Source organism: Candidatus Blastococcus massiliensis AP3 (genome assembly GCF_000582785.1).
Lineage (GTDB): Bacteria > Actinomycetota > Actinomycetes > Mycobacteriales > Geodermatophilaceae > Blastococcus > Blastococcus massiliensis.
On sequence record NZ_HG931173.1, the window covers coordinates 510,754 to 526,984 of the forward strand.

Sequence of the window (16,231 nt, forward strand, 5' to 3'; positions counted from 1 at the left end):
TCGTCGAAAGGACGGCCGATGCCCGGGCCGACACCCGTTCCCACGCCCGACACCGCCCCGTACTGGGACGGTGCGGCGGCCGGCGAGCTCCGCATCCAGCAGTGCACCGGCTGCACCGAGCACTACTTCTACCCGCGGCCGTTCTGCCCGCGGTGCGGCTCGGCGGACGTCGAGTGGAGGACCACCAGCGGCCGGGCCACCCTCGTCTCCTACGTCATCAACCACCGGCCGCTGCCGCCGTCGGAGGGGCCGCTGGTCATCGCCCTCGTCCAGCTCGAGGAGGGCCCCCGGATGATGTCCAACGTCGTCGGGGTCGAGCCGGAGCCTGCGAACCTGCCGCTCGGGATGCCCTTGCGCGTGACGTTCGAGCAACGCGGCGAGCACGCCATCCCCGTGTTCACCCCGGCGGAGGCGGCCCGATGACCTCGATGCACGGCGGTGACATCGCGATCGTCGGCGCGGCCGAGACCACGGAGATCGGCAGCCTGCCCGGCGTCTCGATGCTCAACCTGCACGCCGACGCCGCCCGGAACGCCCTCGCCGACGCCGGGCTCACGGCCAAGGACGTCGACGGGATCGCGACCGCCGGCCCGCTGGCGATGGAGGTCTCCCACCACCTCGGCATCACCCCGCGCTGGCTGGACGGCACGATGGTCGGCGGCTGCAGCTTCATGCTGCACGTCCGCCACGCCGCCGCGGCCATCGCAGCGGGGGCTGCCGACGTCGTCCTGGTGACGCACGGGGAGTCGGGGCGGTCACGCGTCGGCGTGGGGCCCCGCGGCCCGAACCCGTCGTCGGCACAGGGTCAGTTCGAGGCCGTCTACGGCGCGCAGACCCCGTACTCGACCTTCACGGTGCCGGCGCTGGCCTTCCTGCAGGAGCGGGGCCTCGAACGGGAGGCGCTGGCGCAGGTCGTCGTCGCCCAGCGCGCGTGGGCGGTGAACAACCCGCGGGCGTCCCGCCGGACGCCGACCACGGTGGAGGCGGTCCTCGACCAGCCGCCGATCGCCTGGCCGTTCACCAAGGACATGTGCTGCGTGGTCACCGACGGCGGTGGCGCGCTCGTGCTCATGAGCGCCGAGCGGGCGGCGGACCTGCCGGCCGCCGACCGGGCCGTGTACCTGCTCGGCTCGGGTGAGTCCGCCGAGGCCCCGATGGTCTCGCAGATGGCCGATCCCGGGTCCTTCGAGGCGTTCCGTCGTGCGAGCGCCGAGGCCTTCGCGACGGCGGGCATCACGCACGCCGACGTCGACCACCTCATGGCCTACGACGCCTTCGCGCACCTCCCCCTCTACATGCTCGAGGACCTCGGCTTCGTCGGGCGGGGCGAGTCGCGCGACTTCATCGCCGACGGGCACACCGGCAAGGGCGGCAGCCTGCCCATGAACACCAACGGCGGCGGGCTCTCCTACACCCACACCGGCATGTACGGCATGTTCGCCATCCAGGAGGCGGTCCGTCAGCTCCGGGGCGAGGCCGTCGAGCAGGTGCCCGGGGTCGGGATCAGCTTCGTGCAGGGCGTCGGCATGTTCTTCGCCGCCGCCGGCAGCCTCGTCCTCGGCAACCGCCGGCCATGACCGAGCAGGTGGAGGAGCGTCTGTCCGGGCGCACGTCGGAGGCCCAGGCGGCCCGCACCGACCGCATGATCCGGGCGGCGATCGAGCTCGCCGGGCAGGGCGGGTACGAGGCGGTCCAGATGCGCGAGGTGGCGCGGATAGCCGGCGTCGCCCTGGCGACGCTCTACCGCTACTACCCGTCCAAGAACGAGCTGCTGCTCGCGGCCGTGCGGTACGAGATGGGCAAGCTCAGCGACGACGTCCACACCCGCCCGCCCCGGGCCGCGACGCCGGAGCGGCGGGCGGGTGAGGTCTTCGCCCGCGCTTTCCAGGCGATGCGCAACGACCCCGGCTTCGCCCACGCCGCCCTGTCCGTCCGCCAGTCGCCGGCCCCGTTCGGCGCCCACGAGGCGACGCAACCGGCGCCGACCGGCACCGAGTACACGTTCGTCGACATGGCCGCCCGTGCCGCGTGGGGCCGCGGCCACCGGGTGACGGCGGCGCAGCGCCTCGCCCTCCAGATGGTCGAGTCGCTGTGGATCAGCGGCACGATCGACTGGCTCAACGGCCGGCTGACCGCCGACGCTGCGGTCCAGCGCATCCGACTCGCCGCCGAGAAGCTCCTCACCTGACCTCCACCGCGGGCTCCTTGACAGCCCTCGGAGCCGGTATGACGATGACCACAACCCCGCAGGTAGAACGCGTTCTATCAATCCCGCAGGAAGGCGCCACCAGCATGTCGACCGAAGAGTTCCGGGCCAAGGCCCTGGCCTGGCTCCAGCAGAACGCCAAGCCGTTCGACGAGAACGAACCGGGCGGCGGTGGCGCGACGCTCGAGGAGTCCAAGGCCTTCCAGAAGGGCCTGTGGGAGGCCGGCCTCGCGGGCATTACCTGGCCGAAGGAGTACGGCGGCCAGGGACTCGGCACCGCGGAGCAGCTGGCGTTCAACGAGGTGGCCGCCGACTTCCGGCTGCCGGTCGGCCCGTTCGTCATCGGGCTCGGCATGCCCGCGCCGGTGCTGCTCGAGTTCGGCACCGAGGCGCAGAAGAAGCGCCACATCGAGCCGATGCTCAAGGGCGACGAGATCTGGAGCCAGCTGTTCTCCGAGCCCAGCGGCGGGTCGGACGTCGCCAGCCTGCAGACCTCCGCGACGAAGGTCGAGGACGGCTGGCTGATCAACGGCCAGAAGGTGTGGACGTCGGGCGCGCAGTACAGCGACTTCGGCGCCGTGCTGGTCCGCACCGACCCGACGCGGCCCAAGCACCAGGGCATCACGATGTTCATCGTCGACCTGCACCACCCCGGTGTCACCGTGCGCCCGCTGGTCGTGGCCACCGGCGACGCGCCGTTCAACGAGGTCTTCTTCGATGACGTGCACGTCCCCGACGACGCGGTCATCGGCGAGGTGAACAACGGCTGGGCCGTGGCCGTGGCGATGCTGCGCTACGAGCGGGTCACGATCGGCACCGGTGTGCGCGGGCGCTCCAACCCGCTGGGCTACGACGCGCTGGTCGAGCTGGTCCGCGCACGGGGTCTGGACTCGGACCCGTCGGTGCGCCGGACCCTGGCCCAGGTGTACGCGAGGGAGAGCGCCATGCGCACGTACGCCTCGGTGCTGCACCAGGAAGCGAAGGCCGGCGTGCCGATCGGCGCGCGCGGATCGGCGGCCAAGCTCGCCGGCGCCACCTTCCCGCTGTGGGTCTCCGACCTCGTGCAGGACATCTTCGCCGAGGAGCTCGCGCTGCAGACCCCGGACACGCTGCCCCTGACCCGGGCGATCCTGGCCGCTCCGGGCTACGCGGTGGCCGGTGGCTCCAACGAGATCCAGCGCAACATCATCGCCGAGCGCGTCCTGGGCCTGCCCAAGGACGCCGGCGTCGACAAGAACATCCCTTTCAACCAGCTGAAGCTGTCCAAGTGACCGCCGCGCCCGCCCGAGGAGCAAGCGACGTGACCCTCATCGACACCGACGACCAGCGCGACCTGGCGAGCAGCGTCTCGCGCTTCGTCTCCGGCCAGGCGCCGATGTCCGCCGTCCGGGAGACGCTCACGTCGGGGGCCTCCTTCGACCCGGCCATCTGGCGCCGGCTCAGCCAGGAGCTCGGCGTCGCCGGCCTGGCCATCCCCGAGGAGTACGGCGGCGCCGGAGCGTCGTGGTCCGACCTCGTGGTCGCCGTGCGCGCGCTCGGCGCGGGGCTCGTGCCGACGCCGCTGCTGGCGACCAGCGTCCTGGCCGCCGGCACGCTGCTGACCCTCGACGACGAGGACGCCCGGCGCGAGTGGCTGCCCCGCTTCGCCGAGGGCACCGCGATCGGCACGCTCGCCGTCAGCGAGGGCGGCCGGGGCTGGACGCCCGCCCGCTCGTCCGTCGTCGTGTCCGACGGGGCGCTCACCGGCACCAAGACCGGCGTGCTCAACGCGGCGGAGGCCGACGTCCTGCTGGTCAGCGCGGCCGACGGGATCTACCTGGTGGAGAAGGACGCTCCGGGTCTCACCGTGGCGCCGGTCGAGGGCCTGGACCTGACCCAGGGCCTCGCGACCGTCACCCTGGAGAAGACGCCGGGACGACTGCTCGCCGGGGACGCTCCGGCCGCCCTGGACTCGGTGCTCGACGTGGCCAACCTGGTGCTTGCCAGCGAGCAGGCCGCCGCCACCAAGGCCTGCCTGGACATGACGACCGAGTTCGCCAAGATCCGCTACAGCTTCGGCCAGCCGATCGGCATCTACCAGGGCGTCAAGCACCCGCTGGCCAACATCTACACCGACTGGGCGCTGACCGATGCCGCCGTCCGGAAGGCGTCGGAGTCGCTCGCCGCGCGCAGTGAGAAGGCCTCGCTCGACGCGGCCGTCGCCCGGCACCTGGCCTCCACCGGATACGTCGAGGCGGCCAAGCAGACGATGCTGCTGCACGGCGGCATCGGCTTCACCTGGGAGCACGACGCGCACCTCTTCTACCGCAATGCGATCACCGGCAACGTGCTGCTCGGCGGACCGACGTCCCAGCAGGACCGCATCGCCGAGAAGCTGGGGGTCTGACACCCATGTATCCCGGAGCCTGGGCGCAGAAGACGCCGGAGAAGACCGCGATCGTGATGACCGGCTCGGGCCGGTCGCTCACCTATCGCCAGCTCGACGACAACAGCCGACGGACGGCGCACTTCCTGCGCGACACCGTCGGCCTGCAGACCGGCGACGCCGTCGTGGTGCTCAGCGACAACGTCCCCGAGGCGCTGGAGCTGTACTGGGCCGGCGTGCGCATCGGTCTGTACGTGACGTTCGCGAACAGCCACCTCACCGCGGCCGAGGCCGACTACATCATCGAGAACTCCGGTGCGCGGGTGCTCTTCGTGTCGGCGAACCTGGCCGACCTCGCGTCGCGGCTGCAGGCCCCGGGCGTGCAGCACCGGCTCGCCTTCGGCGGCGAACTGGCGGGCTTCGAGAGCTACGAGTCGGTGCGGGACGCCTCCTCCGACGCGCCGATCGAGGACCAGCCCCGCGGCGACACGATGCTCTACTCGTCCGGCACCACCGGGCGGCCGAAGGGGATCAAGCGCCCCCTGAGCGGTCAGCAGGTGGACGAGATGAGCAACATGTCGGCGGTCCTGCAGCTGCTCTACGGGATGACCGAGGAGACGGTCTACCTGTCGCCGGCGCCGGCGTACCACGCGGCGCCGATGGCGTTCATGGCCGCGGTCCAGTCGCTCGGCGGGACCGTCGTCATGATGGAGAAGTTCGACCCCGAGGGTGTGCTCGAGGCGGTCCAGCGGTTCGGCATCACCGAGACGCAGATGGTGCCGACGCACTTCGTCCGGATGCTCAAGCTGCCGGAGGAGGTCCGCACCAGCTACGACCTGTCGTCGCTGAAGATGGTCATCCACGCGGCCGCGCCGTGCCCGCCGGACGTCAAGCGGGCGATGATCGACTGGCTCGGGCCGATCATCATGGAGTACTACTCCTCCACCGAGGCGGCCGGATCGACGTTCATCGACTCCGCCACCTGGCTGGAGCACCCGGGCTCGGTGGGCCGCCCCACCACCGAGGGCTCGCTGCACATCTGCGGTCCGGACGGCAGCGAGCTCGGCCCGGGCGAGGTCGGGATCGTCTACTTCGCGTCCGCGACCGGTGAGCGGCCGTTCAGCTACCACGGGGACGAGGAGAAGTCCGTCAGCGCTCAGCACCCCGAGCACCCGGGCTGGACCACGGTGGGCGACCTCGGCTACGTGGACGAGGACGGGTTCCTCTACCTGACCGACCGCTCGACGTTCATGATCATCTCGGGTGGGGTCAACATCTACCCGCAGGAGATCGAGAACGTCTTCACCCTGCACCCCAAGGTGTCCGACATCGGCGTCATCGGCGTACCCGACGACGAGATGGGCGAGCGCGTGGTGGCCTTCGTGGAGCCTGCTGCCGGTGTCGTGGGCGATCCGGAGCTGGCCGCCGAGCTCGCCGCGTTCGCGCGCGAGCACCTGTCCGGCTTCAAGGTCCCGCGGGAGTTCCACTTCCGCGACGCCCTGCCGCGGACGCCCACCGGCAAGATGGTGAAGGGCAAGCTCCGGGACGAGTACGCCACCACGGTGGTCTGACCCCCGTCACCGGCCTGCTGGCCGCGGCCCTGCGCCGCGGCCAGCAGGCCGAGGGTGAGGACAGCGGTCAGGCGCTGCGGACCATGTCGGTCTCGTGACGATGCCGCGGAGCCCGGACGTGCACAACCGATGTTCGGTAGGTTCGCGATCCAGGTCACAGCTCGCGCCGCCGATCGGAGACGCTCGTGCAGGAGTACTCCAGCCCCGCCACGTTCGACGTCCCGCCCACCGCCGCACTGCCGGACGCGGTCACCGAGCACGCCGCTCGGACGCCCGAGCGGGTCGCCCTCAGCCGCAAGGTCGGCGACCGTTGGGCGCCGGTGACCAGCGCAGAGTTCGCGAGCCAGGTCACCGACCTGGCTCGCGGGATGATCGCCGCGGGCGTCCAGGCCGGCGACCGGGTCGGCATCCTGAGCAGAACCCGCTACGAGTGGACCCTGAGCGACTACGCGGTCTGGACCGCCGGCGGCGTCCCGGTACCCATCTACGAGACGTCGTCGGCCGAGCAGGCGCAGTGGATCCTCTCCGACTCCGGTGCGGTGGCGGTCGTCGTCGAGAACGCGGCCCACCAGGCGCTCGTCGAGTCGGTGCGCGCGGAGCTGCCCGGCCTCCGCGAGGTCTGGCAGATCGAGGCCGGGGACCTCGACGCCGTGTCGGCCCGCGGTGACGGCGTCGGACCGGAACAGCTGGCCGAGCGGCGGGCGACGCTGTCCGTCGACTCGCTCGCCACGATCATCTACACCTCCGGGACGACGGGGCGGCCCAAGGGCTGCGCGCTCACGCACGGCAACCTGCTCTACGTCGCCGAGTTGGCACCCACCGTCATCCCGTCGATGACCGACACGGACGCGAGCTCGCTGCTGTTCCTTCCCTTGGCGCACGTCTTCGCGCGGATCATCGAGATCAGCTGCGTCCAGAACGGCGCCCGCCTCGGCCACACCAGCGATCTCGCCGACTTGCTCACGGACCTGGACACCTTCAAGCCGACGTTCCTCGTCGCGGTCCCGCGAGTCTTCGAGAAGGTCTACAACGGCGCGCGCCAGAAGGCGCACGCCGGCGGCAAGGGCGCGATCTTCGACCGGGCCGAGCGGGTCGCGGTGTCCTGGTCGAAGGCACAGGACGCCGGGGGCCCCGGCCTGCTCCTGAACCTGCAGCACAAGCTGTTCGACGCCCTCGTCTACGGCAAACTGCGGGCGGCCATGGGCGGTGAGGTCCGGTACGCGCTGTCCGGTGGGGCCCCGCTCGGCGAGCGGCTCGGCCACTTCTTCCGAGGCATCGGCGTGACCATCCTCGAGGGATACGGGCTCACCGAGACCAGCGGCCCGGCCACCGTCAGCGGACCCGACGCCCTCAAGGTCGGGACGGTCGGCCGCCCGGCACCGGATTCGGCGGTCCGCATCGCCGAGCACGGGGAGATCCTGGTGCGCGGCCCCCAGGTGTTCCCCGGCTACTGGAACAACGAGAAGGCCACCGCCGAGACGATGCGCGATGGCTGGTTCGCCACCGGCGACGTCGGCGAGATCGATGCCGACGGCTACGTGAGGATCACCGGCCGGATCAAGGAACTGATCGTCACCGCGGGCGGCAAGAACGTCTCCCCCGCGGTCCTCGAGGATGCGATCCGTGCGCACCCCCTCGTCAGCCAGTGCATGGTCGTGGGCGACAACCGGCCGTTCATCGGTGCGCTGATCACCCTCGACGTCGAAGCGCTCCCCGGCTGGCTGGAGAGCAAGGGGCGCCCGGCGGGCACGGCACTGACCGAACTGGCACACGACCCGGAGGTCGTCGCGGAGATCCAGGCCGCCGTCGAGACCGCCAATGGCCGGGTGTCGAAGGCCGAATCCATCCGCTCCTTCGAGATCCTGCCCACCGAGTGGACGGTGGAAGGCGGTCAGCTGACGCCGTCGTTGAAGCTGAAGCGCTCGGTCGTCATGAAGGAATTCGCCGACGAGGTCGAGAAGATCTACGCCGGCTGACAGCGCCCTCGGCGGGAGAGGACCGACGCTGGACCGGGGTCGTGGCACCTTCCCGCGTCCGCCAGGGCATCCGCACGCCCTGGCCGTCGGTAGGGAGGTCGTCCCGGCGAGCGTGGATCTCCCGGGGTGCGGCACGATCGCGAGATGTCACCTGACCCAGAGACTTCGTCGCTGCCGTTGCCGGAGTTCGTGAAGTGGTCGATCTTCCCGTTCGAGGGTGAGCTCCGGGTGCGACAGCCCAAGCCGCTGTACCCGACGGACCGGCCACGCACGGGCGAGCCGGGCGGGGGACCCTGTACCGCCTGTACCGCTGCCGATGACGAGTACATCTGGGTCGATCAGCACTGGCGGGTCAGCGCAGCCAGGCCCTCAGGGGTGCCGGTGCAGGTGTTCCTCGAGACCCGTGAGCACCTCGACATGGACGACCTCGACGACGAGCGGGCCGGCGAAATGGGGCAGATGATCGTCCGGCTCGACCGGGCGATCCAGGCCATCGGTGGCATCGGCCGGGTCCATGTCGCCCGCTGGGGCGACGGTGGCTCGCACTTCCACATGTGGTTCTACGGCCGACCCCGCGGCGCCGGACAGATGCTCGGCTTCTGCCTGCCGATGTGGGCGGAGATCCTGCCGCCGACCCCGGAGGAGCTGTGGCAGGCCAACATGGCGGTCGTCGCCGCCGAGCTCGCCACGGTGAGCGGCACGGCGATCGCCAGGCCGTAGCGGCGGCGCTCCAGTGCCCCCACGGGGCCTGCCAGGTGACGGGACTGCGGAAAAAGCCCCTGATCGGCGTCTCCGCCGGCCAGAGGCTTGCCTGCTCCCCCGACTGGACTTGAACCAGTAACCCTGCGATTTGATCTTGAGGCGTTTGCTCGCGTTGACCCGCGCTGAACGCGCAGGTCAGAAGCGGTTGGGAGCGTTGGCTGCGACGGTTACGCGCGGCTGCTTGCGGGAGTATTGGGTGCCTAAAGAGTGCCTGTGGCAGGCCCCCGATGCCAGTGACGATCACCGGCCCGGTGCCTTGGTGAGCCGCCGTGGCTCCACTCATCACCACTGACTCCACCCCTTCCTCGACGGGCTCCTGCGGGACGCAGCGTGATACCAGCGACTGACGTCCCGTCGTTGCGACCGAGACGGATCCGGAGCCCGCGCCGGCGCTCCGCTCACGGACCTCGAAGGCCTGACGTCAACCACCCCGACCGCAGCTTCGACACACATCTGGTTGAGCGCCTGCCGCATTCAATTCTCCGCGGGGTGTCACCAAACGGCTCCGAATAACGCCTTCTCCCGGTGAGAGCGATCACTCACCAGCGGGAGCAGGGATGTGCGGTCAGCCGGGACGACGGACAGGGGCAGGCCTTGCGTCGGCACCGTCCCACGTCTCCTCTGCTTGCTGCGGCGTGCTGCAGAGCCTCGTCGACAGCTACGGCGGCGACACCCACCGGCTGCTCACCGACCTGGCCGACGCAATCGGCGCCAGCATCGCCTACGTCGACCGGCCCACCGTCGAGGCCCACCTCGAGCGGCCCCTGTCGGACCGGGAGTGGGCCGCCACCGCTCAACGGTTCACGGCCATGGCCTTCGACGACCACGTCGGAGACGCCGGCTGCCTCCGCACCGACTGGATCGAGGACGTCCTCGCCCGGGCCGGCGTACCCGGTTGTGGCCACATCGGTCAGTCGGTCGCCGCATCTCCATTGGGCGGGGCATGAGCGCCACCCGGGCCTGCCCGGCCTGCGGCTACAGCGGCACGTACGCCAGCGACGCCCTCGCCGACGTCCACCACGCGCGCCATTCCTGTGCGAAGCACCGGCAGGCCATCGAGCGAGCACGTCGCCGCGTCCAGCGCACCCAGGGTCGGGTAAGACGGGACTGCACTCATCCGCGTGCTCGGCACGTGCACGGAACCCGTGCCGCCTATGTGAAGGACCGCTGCCGATGCACCGACTGCACTGCCGCCAACACCGCGGCCGGCCGTGCCGTGCAACGCGCGCAGACCTTCGGCCGATGGCGGCCGTTCGTAAACGCCGCCCCGGTGCGCGAGCACATCCGCGCGCTACGCGCAGCCGGCATCGGCGTCGAGCAGATAGCCGTGCTCGCAGGCATCTCTACCAGCCACGTCCGCGAGCTGGCCGACCCCGGGCGCAACGGCAACCCACGCATCCGGCGGGTCCGGCCCGAGACCGCCCACCAGGTCTTGCGCATCCGAGTCGACCAGGCCAACCGGGCGCCGCGCAGTCACGTCATCGCCACGGGCACTCGTCGCCGGCTGCAGTCCCTGATCGCCGTCGGCTGGCCTCCCGACGAGCTGGCCGCCAGGCTCGGCCGAAGCTCTGCCGGCCTCCGACGCAGCATGCTCAGCCGCTCCGTCACCGCGCAGACCGCGCAGGAGGTCAGCGCCCTCTACGAGCAGCTATGGAACCTGCGCCCACCGCAGTCCACCGACCATCAGCGCGCCGTCGTTGACGCCGCCCGAGCCTTCGCCGCGGAACACGGCTGGCTCCCACCTCTGGCCTGGGACGACATCGACACCGACCCAGACCCCCGACACCACACCGAGCACGCTGAGACGGACGACGGCCTCGACGAGATCGCGATCGAGCGCGCCCTCGCTGGCGACGGCGTCCGCCTCGAGCACCTGACCCCGGCTGAGCAGGACGAGGTCGTCCGGCGCCTCACCGAACGCGGCAAGTCCATCCAGGACATCGCCCAACAGCTCGCCACGACCAAGCGCACGATCTCTCGCCGGCGTGCCTCCATCAAGGCCGCATGACAATGTCCCGACCAGGTCGCCTTGGGATGCCGGTAGCACGGTGCTAAGCGCGTGCTCGCACTGGCTCTGCCCGGAGTTCTCGGAACCGCTCGAGCAGCCAGGCGGCAGCGACTCTGGCGGACTGTTCGACGTCAGGCATGTCGGCGTACCGAACCCCATCGGCGGCGTACTTCCAATCCAGAGACAGGGACGGTAACGGCCACCGACGCCACCTCTAGCCCGGCCGGGCGGCCAGCAGCACCCGGTGCAGGAGCTGGGCGTCGGCGGGCGCGGCGGCCAGCCACTGGTCGAAGGTGCACTCGGGCAGGCCTGCGGCCCGTTGCGCGGCCGCCAGGTGGGCGGTCAGCGCCGCGCCGGCCGGCCCGCAGCAGGGGTCGGGGTCGCCGCTCATGCGCAGCAGCTGGTCGGCTTGTCGCCGCGGTAGAGCCCGGCGGCGATGCGCAGCGCCTCGCTCATCGTCAGATACGGCGCCCAGGTGTCGGCGATGTCGTCGATCGTCATGCCTGCCTTGATCGCGTAGGTGGCGGCGAGCATCACGTCACCGGCGCCCTCCAGGGCGGCGTGCACGCCCAGCACCCGCCCGGTGTCGGCGTCGGCGACGATCTTCAGCGCCCCCAGGGTGTCCTGGTTGGTCAGCGACCGCGGGATGTCCTGCCCGCCGAGCACCCGGCAGTCGCAGGCATGCCCGGCGGCCAGCGCCTGCGCCTCGGTCAGCCCGGCGCTGGCCAGCTGCGGGCGGGTGAAGATGACCGCCGGCAGGCCGGTGTAGTCGACCTCGTGCTTGCCGCCGAGGGCGTTGACCGCGGCGGCGCGGCCGGTCGCGGCGGCGACGTACACGAACTGGGGTGCGCCGGTCACGTCGCCGGCCGCCCACACCTTCGGGTTGCTGGTCTGCTGCCGGGCGTCCACGGCGATGAACCCACGCTCGTCGACCGCGACGCCCGCCGCGGCCAGGTTCAGCCGGTCGGTCTGTGCCCGGCGTCCGGTGGCCACCAGCAGCCGCCGGCCGGTCACCGTCTGCCCGGCGTCGGTGACCACCTGCACCCCGCCCGCGGCCGCGGCCACCCGCACCGCGTGCTGCTCGAGCACGGTGATGCCGGCCCGGGCGAACGCCTGCCGCATCAGCTCCACCAGCTCCGGCTCGGCGCGCGGCGCGAGTCGGCCGACCAGGGTCACCCGGGTGCCCAGCCCGGCGAACAGCTGCGCCTGCTCCATGCCGACGTAGCCACCGCCGATGACGATCAGGCTGTCGGGCAGCTCGGCCAGCTCCATCGCGGTGGTGGAGGTGAGCGGGTCCGTCTCGGCGATGCCGGGCAGGTCCGGGTTCGCCGGCGCGGCGCCGGCGGCCAGCACGTAGGCGGCGGCCGGCAGCGGCCGCCCGTCGACCAGCAGCGTGTCCGGATCGGCGAACCGGGCCTCGCCGCGGCGGATCTTGAAGCCGTGCGCGGCCGCCACGTCCACGTACTTCTCCGCGCGCATCCCGGCGATCAGCGCGTCCTTCTGCGCCACCACCGCGGCCAGGTCGACCGGCCCGGCGCTGGTCGGCACGCCGCGGAACGGGTTGTGCAAGGCGTGCGCGCGCTGCCCGCCGGCGGCCAGCAGCGTCTTGCTCGGGACACACCCGATGTTGACGCAGGTGCCGCCGACCACGGCCCGCTCCACCAGCACGACCGACCGCCCCGCCCGGCGGGCGTGGATGCCGGCGGCCATCGCCGCGCCGCCGCTGCCGACCACCACCAGGTCCAGTTCCTCGCTCATGCCCGGACGCTAAACCCTCCCCTGCGCTAGAGGGTCAAGCCGTAGTCTGGGCGCATGCGCATCGGTGAGCTCGCCACCAGGACCGGGCTGACGGTCAAGGCGCTGCGGTTCTACGAGGCCGCCGGCGTGCTGCCCGCGCCGGAGCGCCGGCCCTCGGGATACCGCGACTACGACGAGGCCGCGCTGACCCGGCTGCGGTTCGTCAGGGCCGCCCAAGCCGCCGGCCTCACCCTCGCCGAGATCCGGCAGATCGTCACCGTCCGCGAGCACCACGGGCCGCCGTGCCGCCACGTCACCGCCCTGCTCGAGGACCACGCCGTCGACCTCGACCGGCGCATCGCCGAGCTGACCGCGCTACGCGAGGAGGTCCGGCGGCTCCGCGACCGCGCCGACCGCCTCGACCCGGCCGACTGCGACACCACCGCCGTCTGCCACGTCATCCCGACCGACGGGTGAACGGGCGGGGCGCCCGGCACATCCCGTGCGGGCGCCGTCGGCGAGCGGTCATCGACCGCTACGGAGGGACAGCTGGCGGCGGTGGTGCTCGAAGTGCCGGGTCGGGTAGCGGTACACCTCCGCCAGCGTCAGGTACCCGAAGTACGGATCCCAGCCGGCCGGGAACGGCATCCCGCGGCGTAGTGCGGCCTCCGGCTCCCGCGCCAGGTGCCGCTGCAGCGCGGCGATGGTGCGGTCGGCGAGCGGCCCCATCCGGACATAGTTGAACACCCGAGCCGCGCCGACCGACCCCCAGAAGTTGACGACGTGGAACGGCCGGGTGGCGGAGTTCAGCAGCGCCGCCCAGCCGCGGCCGCCACGATCAAGGCAGCCATCGAAAGCAGCGCAACCACGTCGCCCTCCTCGCCTTCCGACGGGATCAGCAGGGACTGGGCCGCGAGCGGCACAGCATCCGCACGAACGTCCGGGTGTGGCCGACTGTAGGGGTGGCAGAGGACGTTCGCGCGGCGACAACCGCCCCCGCCTGGCAACTGCGCCGGACCCGACACGCCAACTGTCAGTCGTCGTCCGGCGCCGCTTCCGAGAGAACGACCAACTGACGCAGGCAGTGCTCTCGCAGTGGCTCGGGGAACCCCTCTGCCAAGCGGTAGTACACGACGCGCCCCTGCTTCCGGTTGGTCACCAGTCCCGCCGTGCGCAACAACCGGAGCGCGTACCCCACGGCGTCCTCGTTGGCCTCCAGGGCCAGCGCGAGATCGCCGACGCAGAGCTCTTCGACCATGTCGAGGGCGAACAGGACCCGGGCCCGGGTGGGGTCGGCCATCAGGCTCAGCACGCTGGTCAGCTGGGCGGCTTCCTCTCGGCTAGGCAGCCGGGCTCGGGCATGCGCGACACGCTCCGGGTCGACCGGATGGGCGTGGCCAGGTTCAGTCATTCGAGAAACACCTCCGGACCATTCATACCCGTACGGGTCTGCGGGTACGCCGAGTTCGTCGGCGACAGTCCCGAACGGCATCCGAGCCGTTCGGCGCCGGGAACCCGAGGAGTAGCCATGACCGTGGCAGCCCAGATGCTCGACACCTACCCCAAGGACCTCGGCGGGGTGGACAAGCAGAAGCTGCTGGTCTGCATCGAGGCCTGCTTCGAGTGCGCCCAGGCCTGCACCGCCTGCGCCGACGCCTGTCTCAGCGAGGACATGGTCGCCGAGCTGACGAAGTGCATCCGCACCAACACCGACTGCGCCGACATCTGCGACACGACCGGCCGCGTGCTCTCCCGGCACACCGGCTACGACGCCAACCTCACCCGCGCCGTCCTCGAGGCCTGCGTCGCCGCCTGCAAGGCGTGTGGTGACGAGTGCGAGAGCCACGCCTCGATGCACGAGCACTGCCGGGTGTGCGCCGAGGCCTGTCGGCGCTGCGAGCAGGCCTGCCGGGATCTCATCACTTCGCTGGGCTGACCCACCACGGGCCGACGGGGCGCCCGACAGCACGCTGTGCGGGTTCGGGCGCTCTGAAACGCTTACGCCCCCGGCCGTGACTGCTTTGGCCGGTGAACCTCCTGGACTCGACGAGGGGCGATTACGAACGCCGAGATTAGCGGTGCGGTCTGGCAGCCGGCCGCTACTGGAACTGGCTCCGGCCGGTCGTCTCGTCGCGAGGCCGCGGCAGCGGAGGCGCCAGATCGGGCGCGCTACGGGGCGCGTAGTCGAGCCGTGCCCACACGTGCTTGCGGTCGTCCTGAACCATCCAGCCGTGCGCGGCACTGAGCCGGGCGACGAGGTAGAGACCCAACCCACCCTGGGCAGCGTCCCGGCCGACCGCCAGCGTGGGCGGGCGGTCGGCCGCGGCGTCGCTCACGTCGATCAGCCGCCCGGTTTGGATGGTGGTGACCACGACCCGCACCGACGTTTGCCCGTGCCGCAGCCCGTTGGAGGTCAGTTCCTCGAAGACCAGCAGCAGTCTCTCGATGTCCGCGTCGTCGGCGTCACCACGGCGGGCGGCATCAGCGAGCCCTCGCGCAGGTGCAGGCGCAACTCTGTGACGTCGGCGAGAGTGCCGGGTTGCCCGTCCCAGACACCGAGGGAGTCCACGGGGCCGGCAGGCAACGGCCGCCGCTGGCTCCACATCGCTTCGTTCATGGACCTCTCCCGGGTCGAGCTCACCCCACCTGGGCCTCTATCTCTACTGACCGGCGACGACCGTGACAGGAAATCCTCCGGCACCTGAGCAGTGTGTCCGATCCACCGCTCGGTTGTCCCGAACCCAGAGCGACTGGGCGGCGGACGGCCGCGCCCGGGCCGACGGCCGAACTGGCTCACTGCGTTTACCCGTACGACCGTACGGGCATGCGGACGGCCCGGCATGACCAACACCGCGCACGGGGCCCGACGTCCGCATTGAACGTCGCCAAGGCAACCAGGCGCATGCGCCTTCACCGGGCGCGGCGAACGGCTCTCGTGGCGATGAAGTGACTGACCTGCGAATTCCTCGCCAACCGACATCAAGGACGGAGATTCGATCCATGGCGACGAAGAAGAACGACGAGGCAAACGAGCACGGTGACGGCGGCAAGATGTCGCCCGACATCAAGATGTACTTGCGCTTTGGGGCCATGATCTTGACGGCCATGGTCGTGATGTACGGGGTCATGTTCGTCAGCTCTTATGAGTGGAGCCACATCCGCTTCAGTCAGAGCCGCATGTTCATGGCGATCACCATGGGCGGAACCATGGGGCTGGTCATGCTCGGCTGGATGCTCAACATGTACAAGAACATGAAGGGCAACATCGCCATCGTGGCGGCGAGCCTCGTGCTGCTGGGAGCGGGAGTGTTCCTCGACCGCAGTCAGACGACCGTCCAGGACGGCTCGTGGATGAGTGCGATGATCCCTCATCACTCGATGGCCATCACCCGGTCCGAGCGAGCCGAACTGTCCGACATTCGCGTATGCCAACTGGCCGTTGAGATCAGCGAGGCGCAGCGGCGGGAAATCGACGAGATGGACTGGCTGATCGAGGACATCGAGCGCAACGGAATCGCCAGTACGCCCGAGGAAGCCGAGGCTCGACCTGTCCCTGACTTCCAGGCGTCCGCAGAGCGGAACTGCCCCCCAGAGTGACCGCGGCGG

General features: G+C 71.0%; 18 protein-coding genes. 13 read left to right on the forward strand and 5 right to left on the reverse strand.

The window, feature by feature from the left end; genetic code table 11:
- Positions 1–18 precede the first annotated feature (18 nt).
- From BN344_RS02485 to BN344_RS02530, 10 genes are all read left to right on the forward strand, one after another.
- Positions 19–423 carry a Zn-ribbon domain-containing OB-fold protein gene (locus tag BN344_RS02485; RefSeq protein WP_040336859.1) on the forward strand — a complete coding sequence of 135 codons (405 nt, stop codon included), beginning with the start codon at positions 19–21 and terminating at the stop codon, positions 421–423.
- Positions 420–1,577, forward strand: a complete 1,158-nt coding sequence (locus BN344_RS02490; protein ID WP_040336860.1) for a thiolase C-terminal domain-containing protein — start codon at positions 420–422, stop codon at positions 1,575–1,577. The genes BN344_RS02485 and BN344_RS02490 overlap by 4 nt, the downstream gene beginning before the upstream one ends.
- On the forward strand, positions 1,574–2,188 hold the full coding sequence (locus BN344_RS02495) for a TetR family transcriptional regulator (protein ID WP_051515481.1): 615 nt from the start codon (positions 1,574–1,576) through the stop codon (positions 2,186–2,188). The genes BN344_RS02490 and BN344_RS02495 overlap by 4 nt, the downstream gene beginning before the upstream one ends.
- A gap of 104 nt (positions 2,189–2,292) precedes the next feature.
- Positions 2,293–3,477: an acyl-CoA dehydrogenase family protein gene (locus tag BN344_RS02500; RefSeq protein ID WP_040336861.1), complete on the forward strand. Its 1,185-nt coding sequence runs from the start codon at positions 2,293–2,295 to the stop codon at positions 3,475–3,477.
- Positions 3,478–3,506: 29 nt separating this feature from the next.
- The gene (locus tag BN344_RS02505) at positions 3,507–4,592 is read left to right on the forward strand and encodes an acyl-CoA dehydrogenase family protein (RefSeq protein ID WP_040336862.1); all 1,086 of its coding nucleotides are present in this window, start codon (positions 3,507–3,509) and stop codon (positions 4,590–4,592) included.
- 5 nt (positions 4,593–4,597) lie between these two features.
- A complete protein-coding gene (locus tag BN344_RS02510) occupies positions 4,598–6,142 on the forward strand; it encodes an acyl-CoA synthetase (RefSeq protein ID WP_040336863.1) in 1,545 nt (514 codons plus the stop codon).
- Between the two features lie 185 nt (positions 6,143–6,327).
- Positions 6,328–8,118 carry an AMP-dependent synthetase/ligase gene (locus tag BN344_RS02515; protein WP_040336864.1) on the forward strand — a complete coding sequence of 597 codons (1,791 nt, stop codon included), beginning with the start codon at positions 6,328–6,330 and terminating at the stop codon, positions 8,116–8,118.
- A 144-nt stretch (positions 8,119–8,262) separates the two neighbouring features.
- Positions 8,263–8,838, forward strand: a complete 576-nt coding sequence (locus tag BN344_RS02520) for a hypothetical protein (RefSeq protein ID WP_051515667.1) — start codon at positions 8,263–8,265, stop codon at positions 8,836–8,838.
- A 677-nt stretch (positions 8,839–9,515) separates the two neighbouring features.
- On the forward strand, positions 9,516–9,827 hold the full coding sequence (locus tag BN344_RS02525; RefSeq protein WP_040336865.1) for a hypothetical protein: 312 nt from the start codon (positions 9,516–9,518) through the stop codon (positions 9,825–9,827).
- Entirely contained in the window at positions 9,776–10,888 is a 1,113-nt protein-coding gene (locus BN344_RS02530; protein ID WP_231486433.1) for a helix-turn-helix domain-containing protein, read from the forward strand. Before BN344_RS02525 ends, BN344_RS02530 begins: the two co-directional genes overlap by 52 nt.
- Positions 10,889–11,102: 214 nt before the next feature.
- On the opposite strand, the gene BN344_RS19795 is transcribed toward BN344_RS02530, so the two are convergent.
- The gene (locus BN344_RS19795; RefSeq protein ID WP_155858726.1) at positions 11,103–11,279 is read right to left on the reverse strand and encodes a hypothetical protein; all 177 of its coding nucleotides are present in this window, start codon (positions 11,277–11,279) and stop codon (positions 11,103–11,105) included.
- The gene (gene merA / locus BN344_RS02535) at positions 11,276–12,646 is read right to left on the reverse strand and encodes a mercury(II) reductase (RefSeq protein WP_040336867.1); all 1,371 of its coding nucleotides are present in this window, start codon (positions 12,644–12,646) and stop codon (positions 11,276–11,278) included. The genes BN344_RS19795 and merA overlap by 4 nt, the downstream gene beginning before the upstream one ends.
- 54 nt (positions 12,647–12,700) lie before the next feature.
- Here merA and BN344_RS02540 point away from each other — a divergent pair, with 54 nt between their 5' ends.
- Complete coding sequence (locus BN344_RS02540; protein WP_040336868.1) at positions 12,701–13,102, forward strand: heavy metal-responsive transcriptional regulator; 402 nt, start codon at positions 12,701–12,703, stop codon at positions 13,100–13,102.
- A gap of 48 nt (positions 13,103–13,150) precedes the next feature.
- Here BN344_RS02540 and BN344_RS02545 read toward each other — a convergent pair whose 3' ends face one another.
- Positions 13,151–13,354 (reverse strand): DinB family protein, encoded by a 204-nt coding sequence (locus BN344_RS02545; protein WP_137160521.1) that lies wholly within the window; start codon positions 13,352–13,354, stop codon positions 13,151–13,153.
- 304 nt (positions 13,355–13,658) lie between these two features.
- Positions 13,659–13,937 (reverse strand): ArsR/SmtB family transcription factor, encoded by a 279-nt coding sequence (locus BN344_RS02550; RefSeq protein ID WP_231486435.1) that lies wholly within the window; start codon positions 13,935–13,937, stop codon positions 13,659–13,661.
- 216 nt (positions 13,938–14,153) lie between these two features.
- On the opposite strand from BN344_RS02550, the gene BN344_RS02555 reads away from it, so the two are divergent.
- Positions 14,154–14,561 carry a four-helix bundle copper-binding protein gene (locus BN344_RS02555; RefSeq protein WP_040336870.1) on the forward strand — a complete coding sequence of 136 codons (408 nt, stop codon included), beginning with the start codon at positions 14,154–14,156 and terminating at the stop codon, positions 14,559–14,561.
- Positions 14,562–14,724: 163 nt separating this feature from the next.
- Here the strand turns inward: BN344_RS02555 and BN344_RS21115 are convergent, their stop codons facing one another.
- On the reverse strand, positions 14,725–15,228 hold the full coding sequence (locus BN344_RS21115) for an ATP-binding protein (RefSeq protein ID WP_331279626.1): 504 nt from the start codon (positions 15,226–15,228) through the stop codon (positions 14,725–14,727).
- Between the two features lie 397 nt (positions 15,229–15,625).
- Here BN344_RS21115 and BN344_RS02565 point away from each other — a divergent pair, with 397 nt between their 5' ends.
- On the forward strand, positions 15,626–16,222 hold the full coding sequence (locus BN344_RS02565) for a DUF305 domain-containing protein (protein ID WP_081788324.1): 597 nt from the start codon (positions 15,626–15,628) through the stop codon (positions 16,220–16,222).
- The last annotated feature ends 9 nt before the right edge of the window (positions 16,223–16,231 follow it).

Bases quoted from the DNA above. Each gene is read 5' to 3' on its own strand.
- BN344_RS02520 (WP_051515667.1), top strand. From the start codon at position 8,263: ATGTCACCTGACCCAGAGACTTCGTCGCTGCCGTTGCCGGAGTTCGTG.
- merA (WP_040336867.1), bottom strand. From the start codon at position 12,646: ATGAGCGAGGAACTGGACCTGGTGGTGGTCGGCAGCGGCGGCGCGGCG.
- BN344_RS02540 (WP_040336868.1), top strand. From the start codon at position 12,701: ATGCGCATCGGTGAGCTCGCCACCAGGACCGGGCTGACGGTCAAGGCG.
- BN344_RS02485 (WP_040336859.1), top strand. From the start codon at position 19: ATGCCCGGGCCGACACCCGTTCCCACGCCCGACACCGCCCCGTACTGG.
- BN344_RS19795 (WP_155858726.1), bottom strand. From the start codon at position 11,279: ATGAGCGGCGACCCCGACCCCTGCTGCGGGCCGGCCGGCGCGGCGCTG.
- BN344_RS02510 (WP_040336863.1), top strand. From the start codon at position 4,598: ATGTATCCCGGAGCCTGGGCGCAGAAGACGCCGGAGAAGACCGCGATC.
- BN344_RS02490 (WP_040336860.1), top strand. From the start codon at position 420: ATGACCTCGATGCACGGCGGTGACATCGCGATCGTCGGCGCGGCCGAG.
- BN344_RS02555 (WP_040336870.1), top strand. From the start codon at position 14,154: ATGACCGTGGCAGCCCAGATGCTCGACACCTACCCCAAGGACCTCGGC.
- BN344_RS02565 (WP_081788324.1), top strand. From the start codon at position 15,626: ATGGCGACGAAGAAGAACGACGAGGCAAACGAGCACGGTGACGGCGGC.
- BN344_RS02545 (WP_137160521.1), bottom strand. From the start codon at position 13,354: ATGGGGCCGCTCGCCGACCGCACCATCGCCGCGCTGCAGCGGCACCTG.
- BN344_RS02500 (WP_040336861.1), top strand. From the start codon at position 2,293: ATGTCGACCGAAGAGTTCCGGGCCAAGGCCCTGGCCTGGCTCCAGCAG.
- BN344_RS02495 (WP_051515481.1), top strand. From the start codon at position 1,574: ATGACCGAGCAGGTGGAGGAGCGTCTGTCCGGGCGCACGTCGGAGGCC.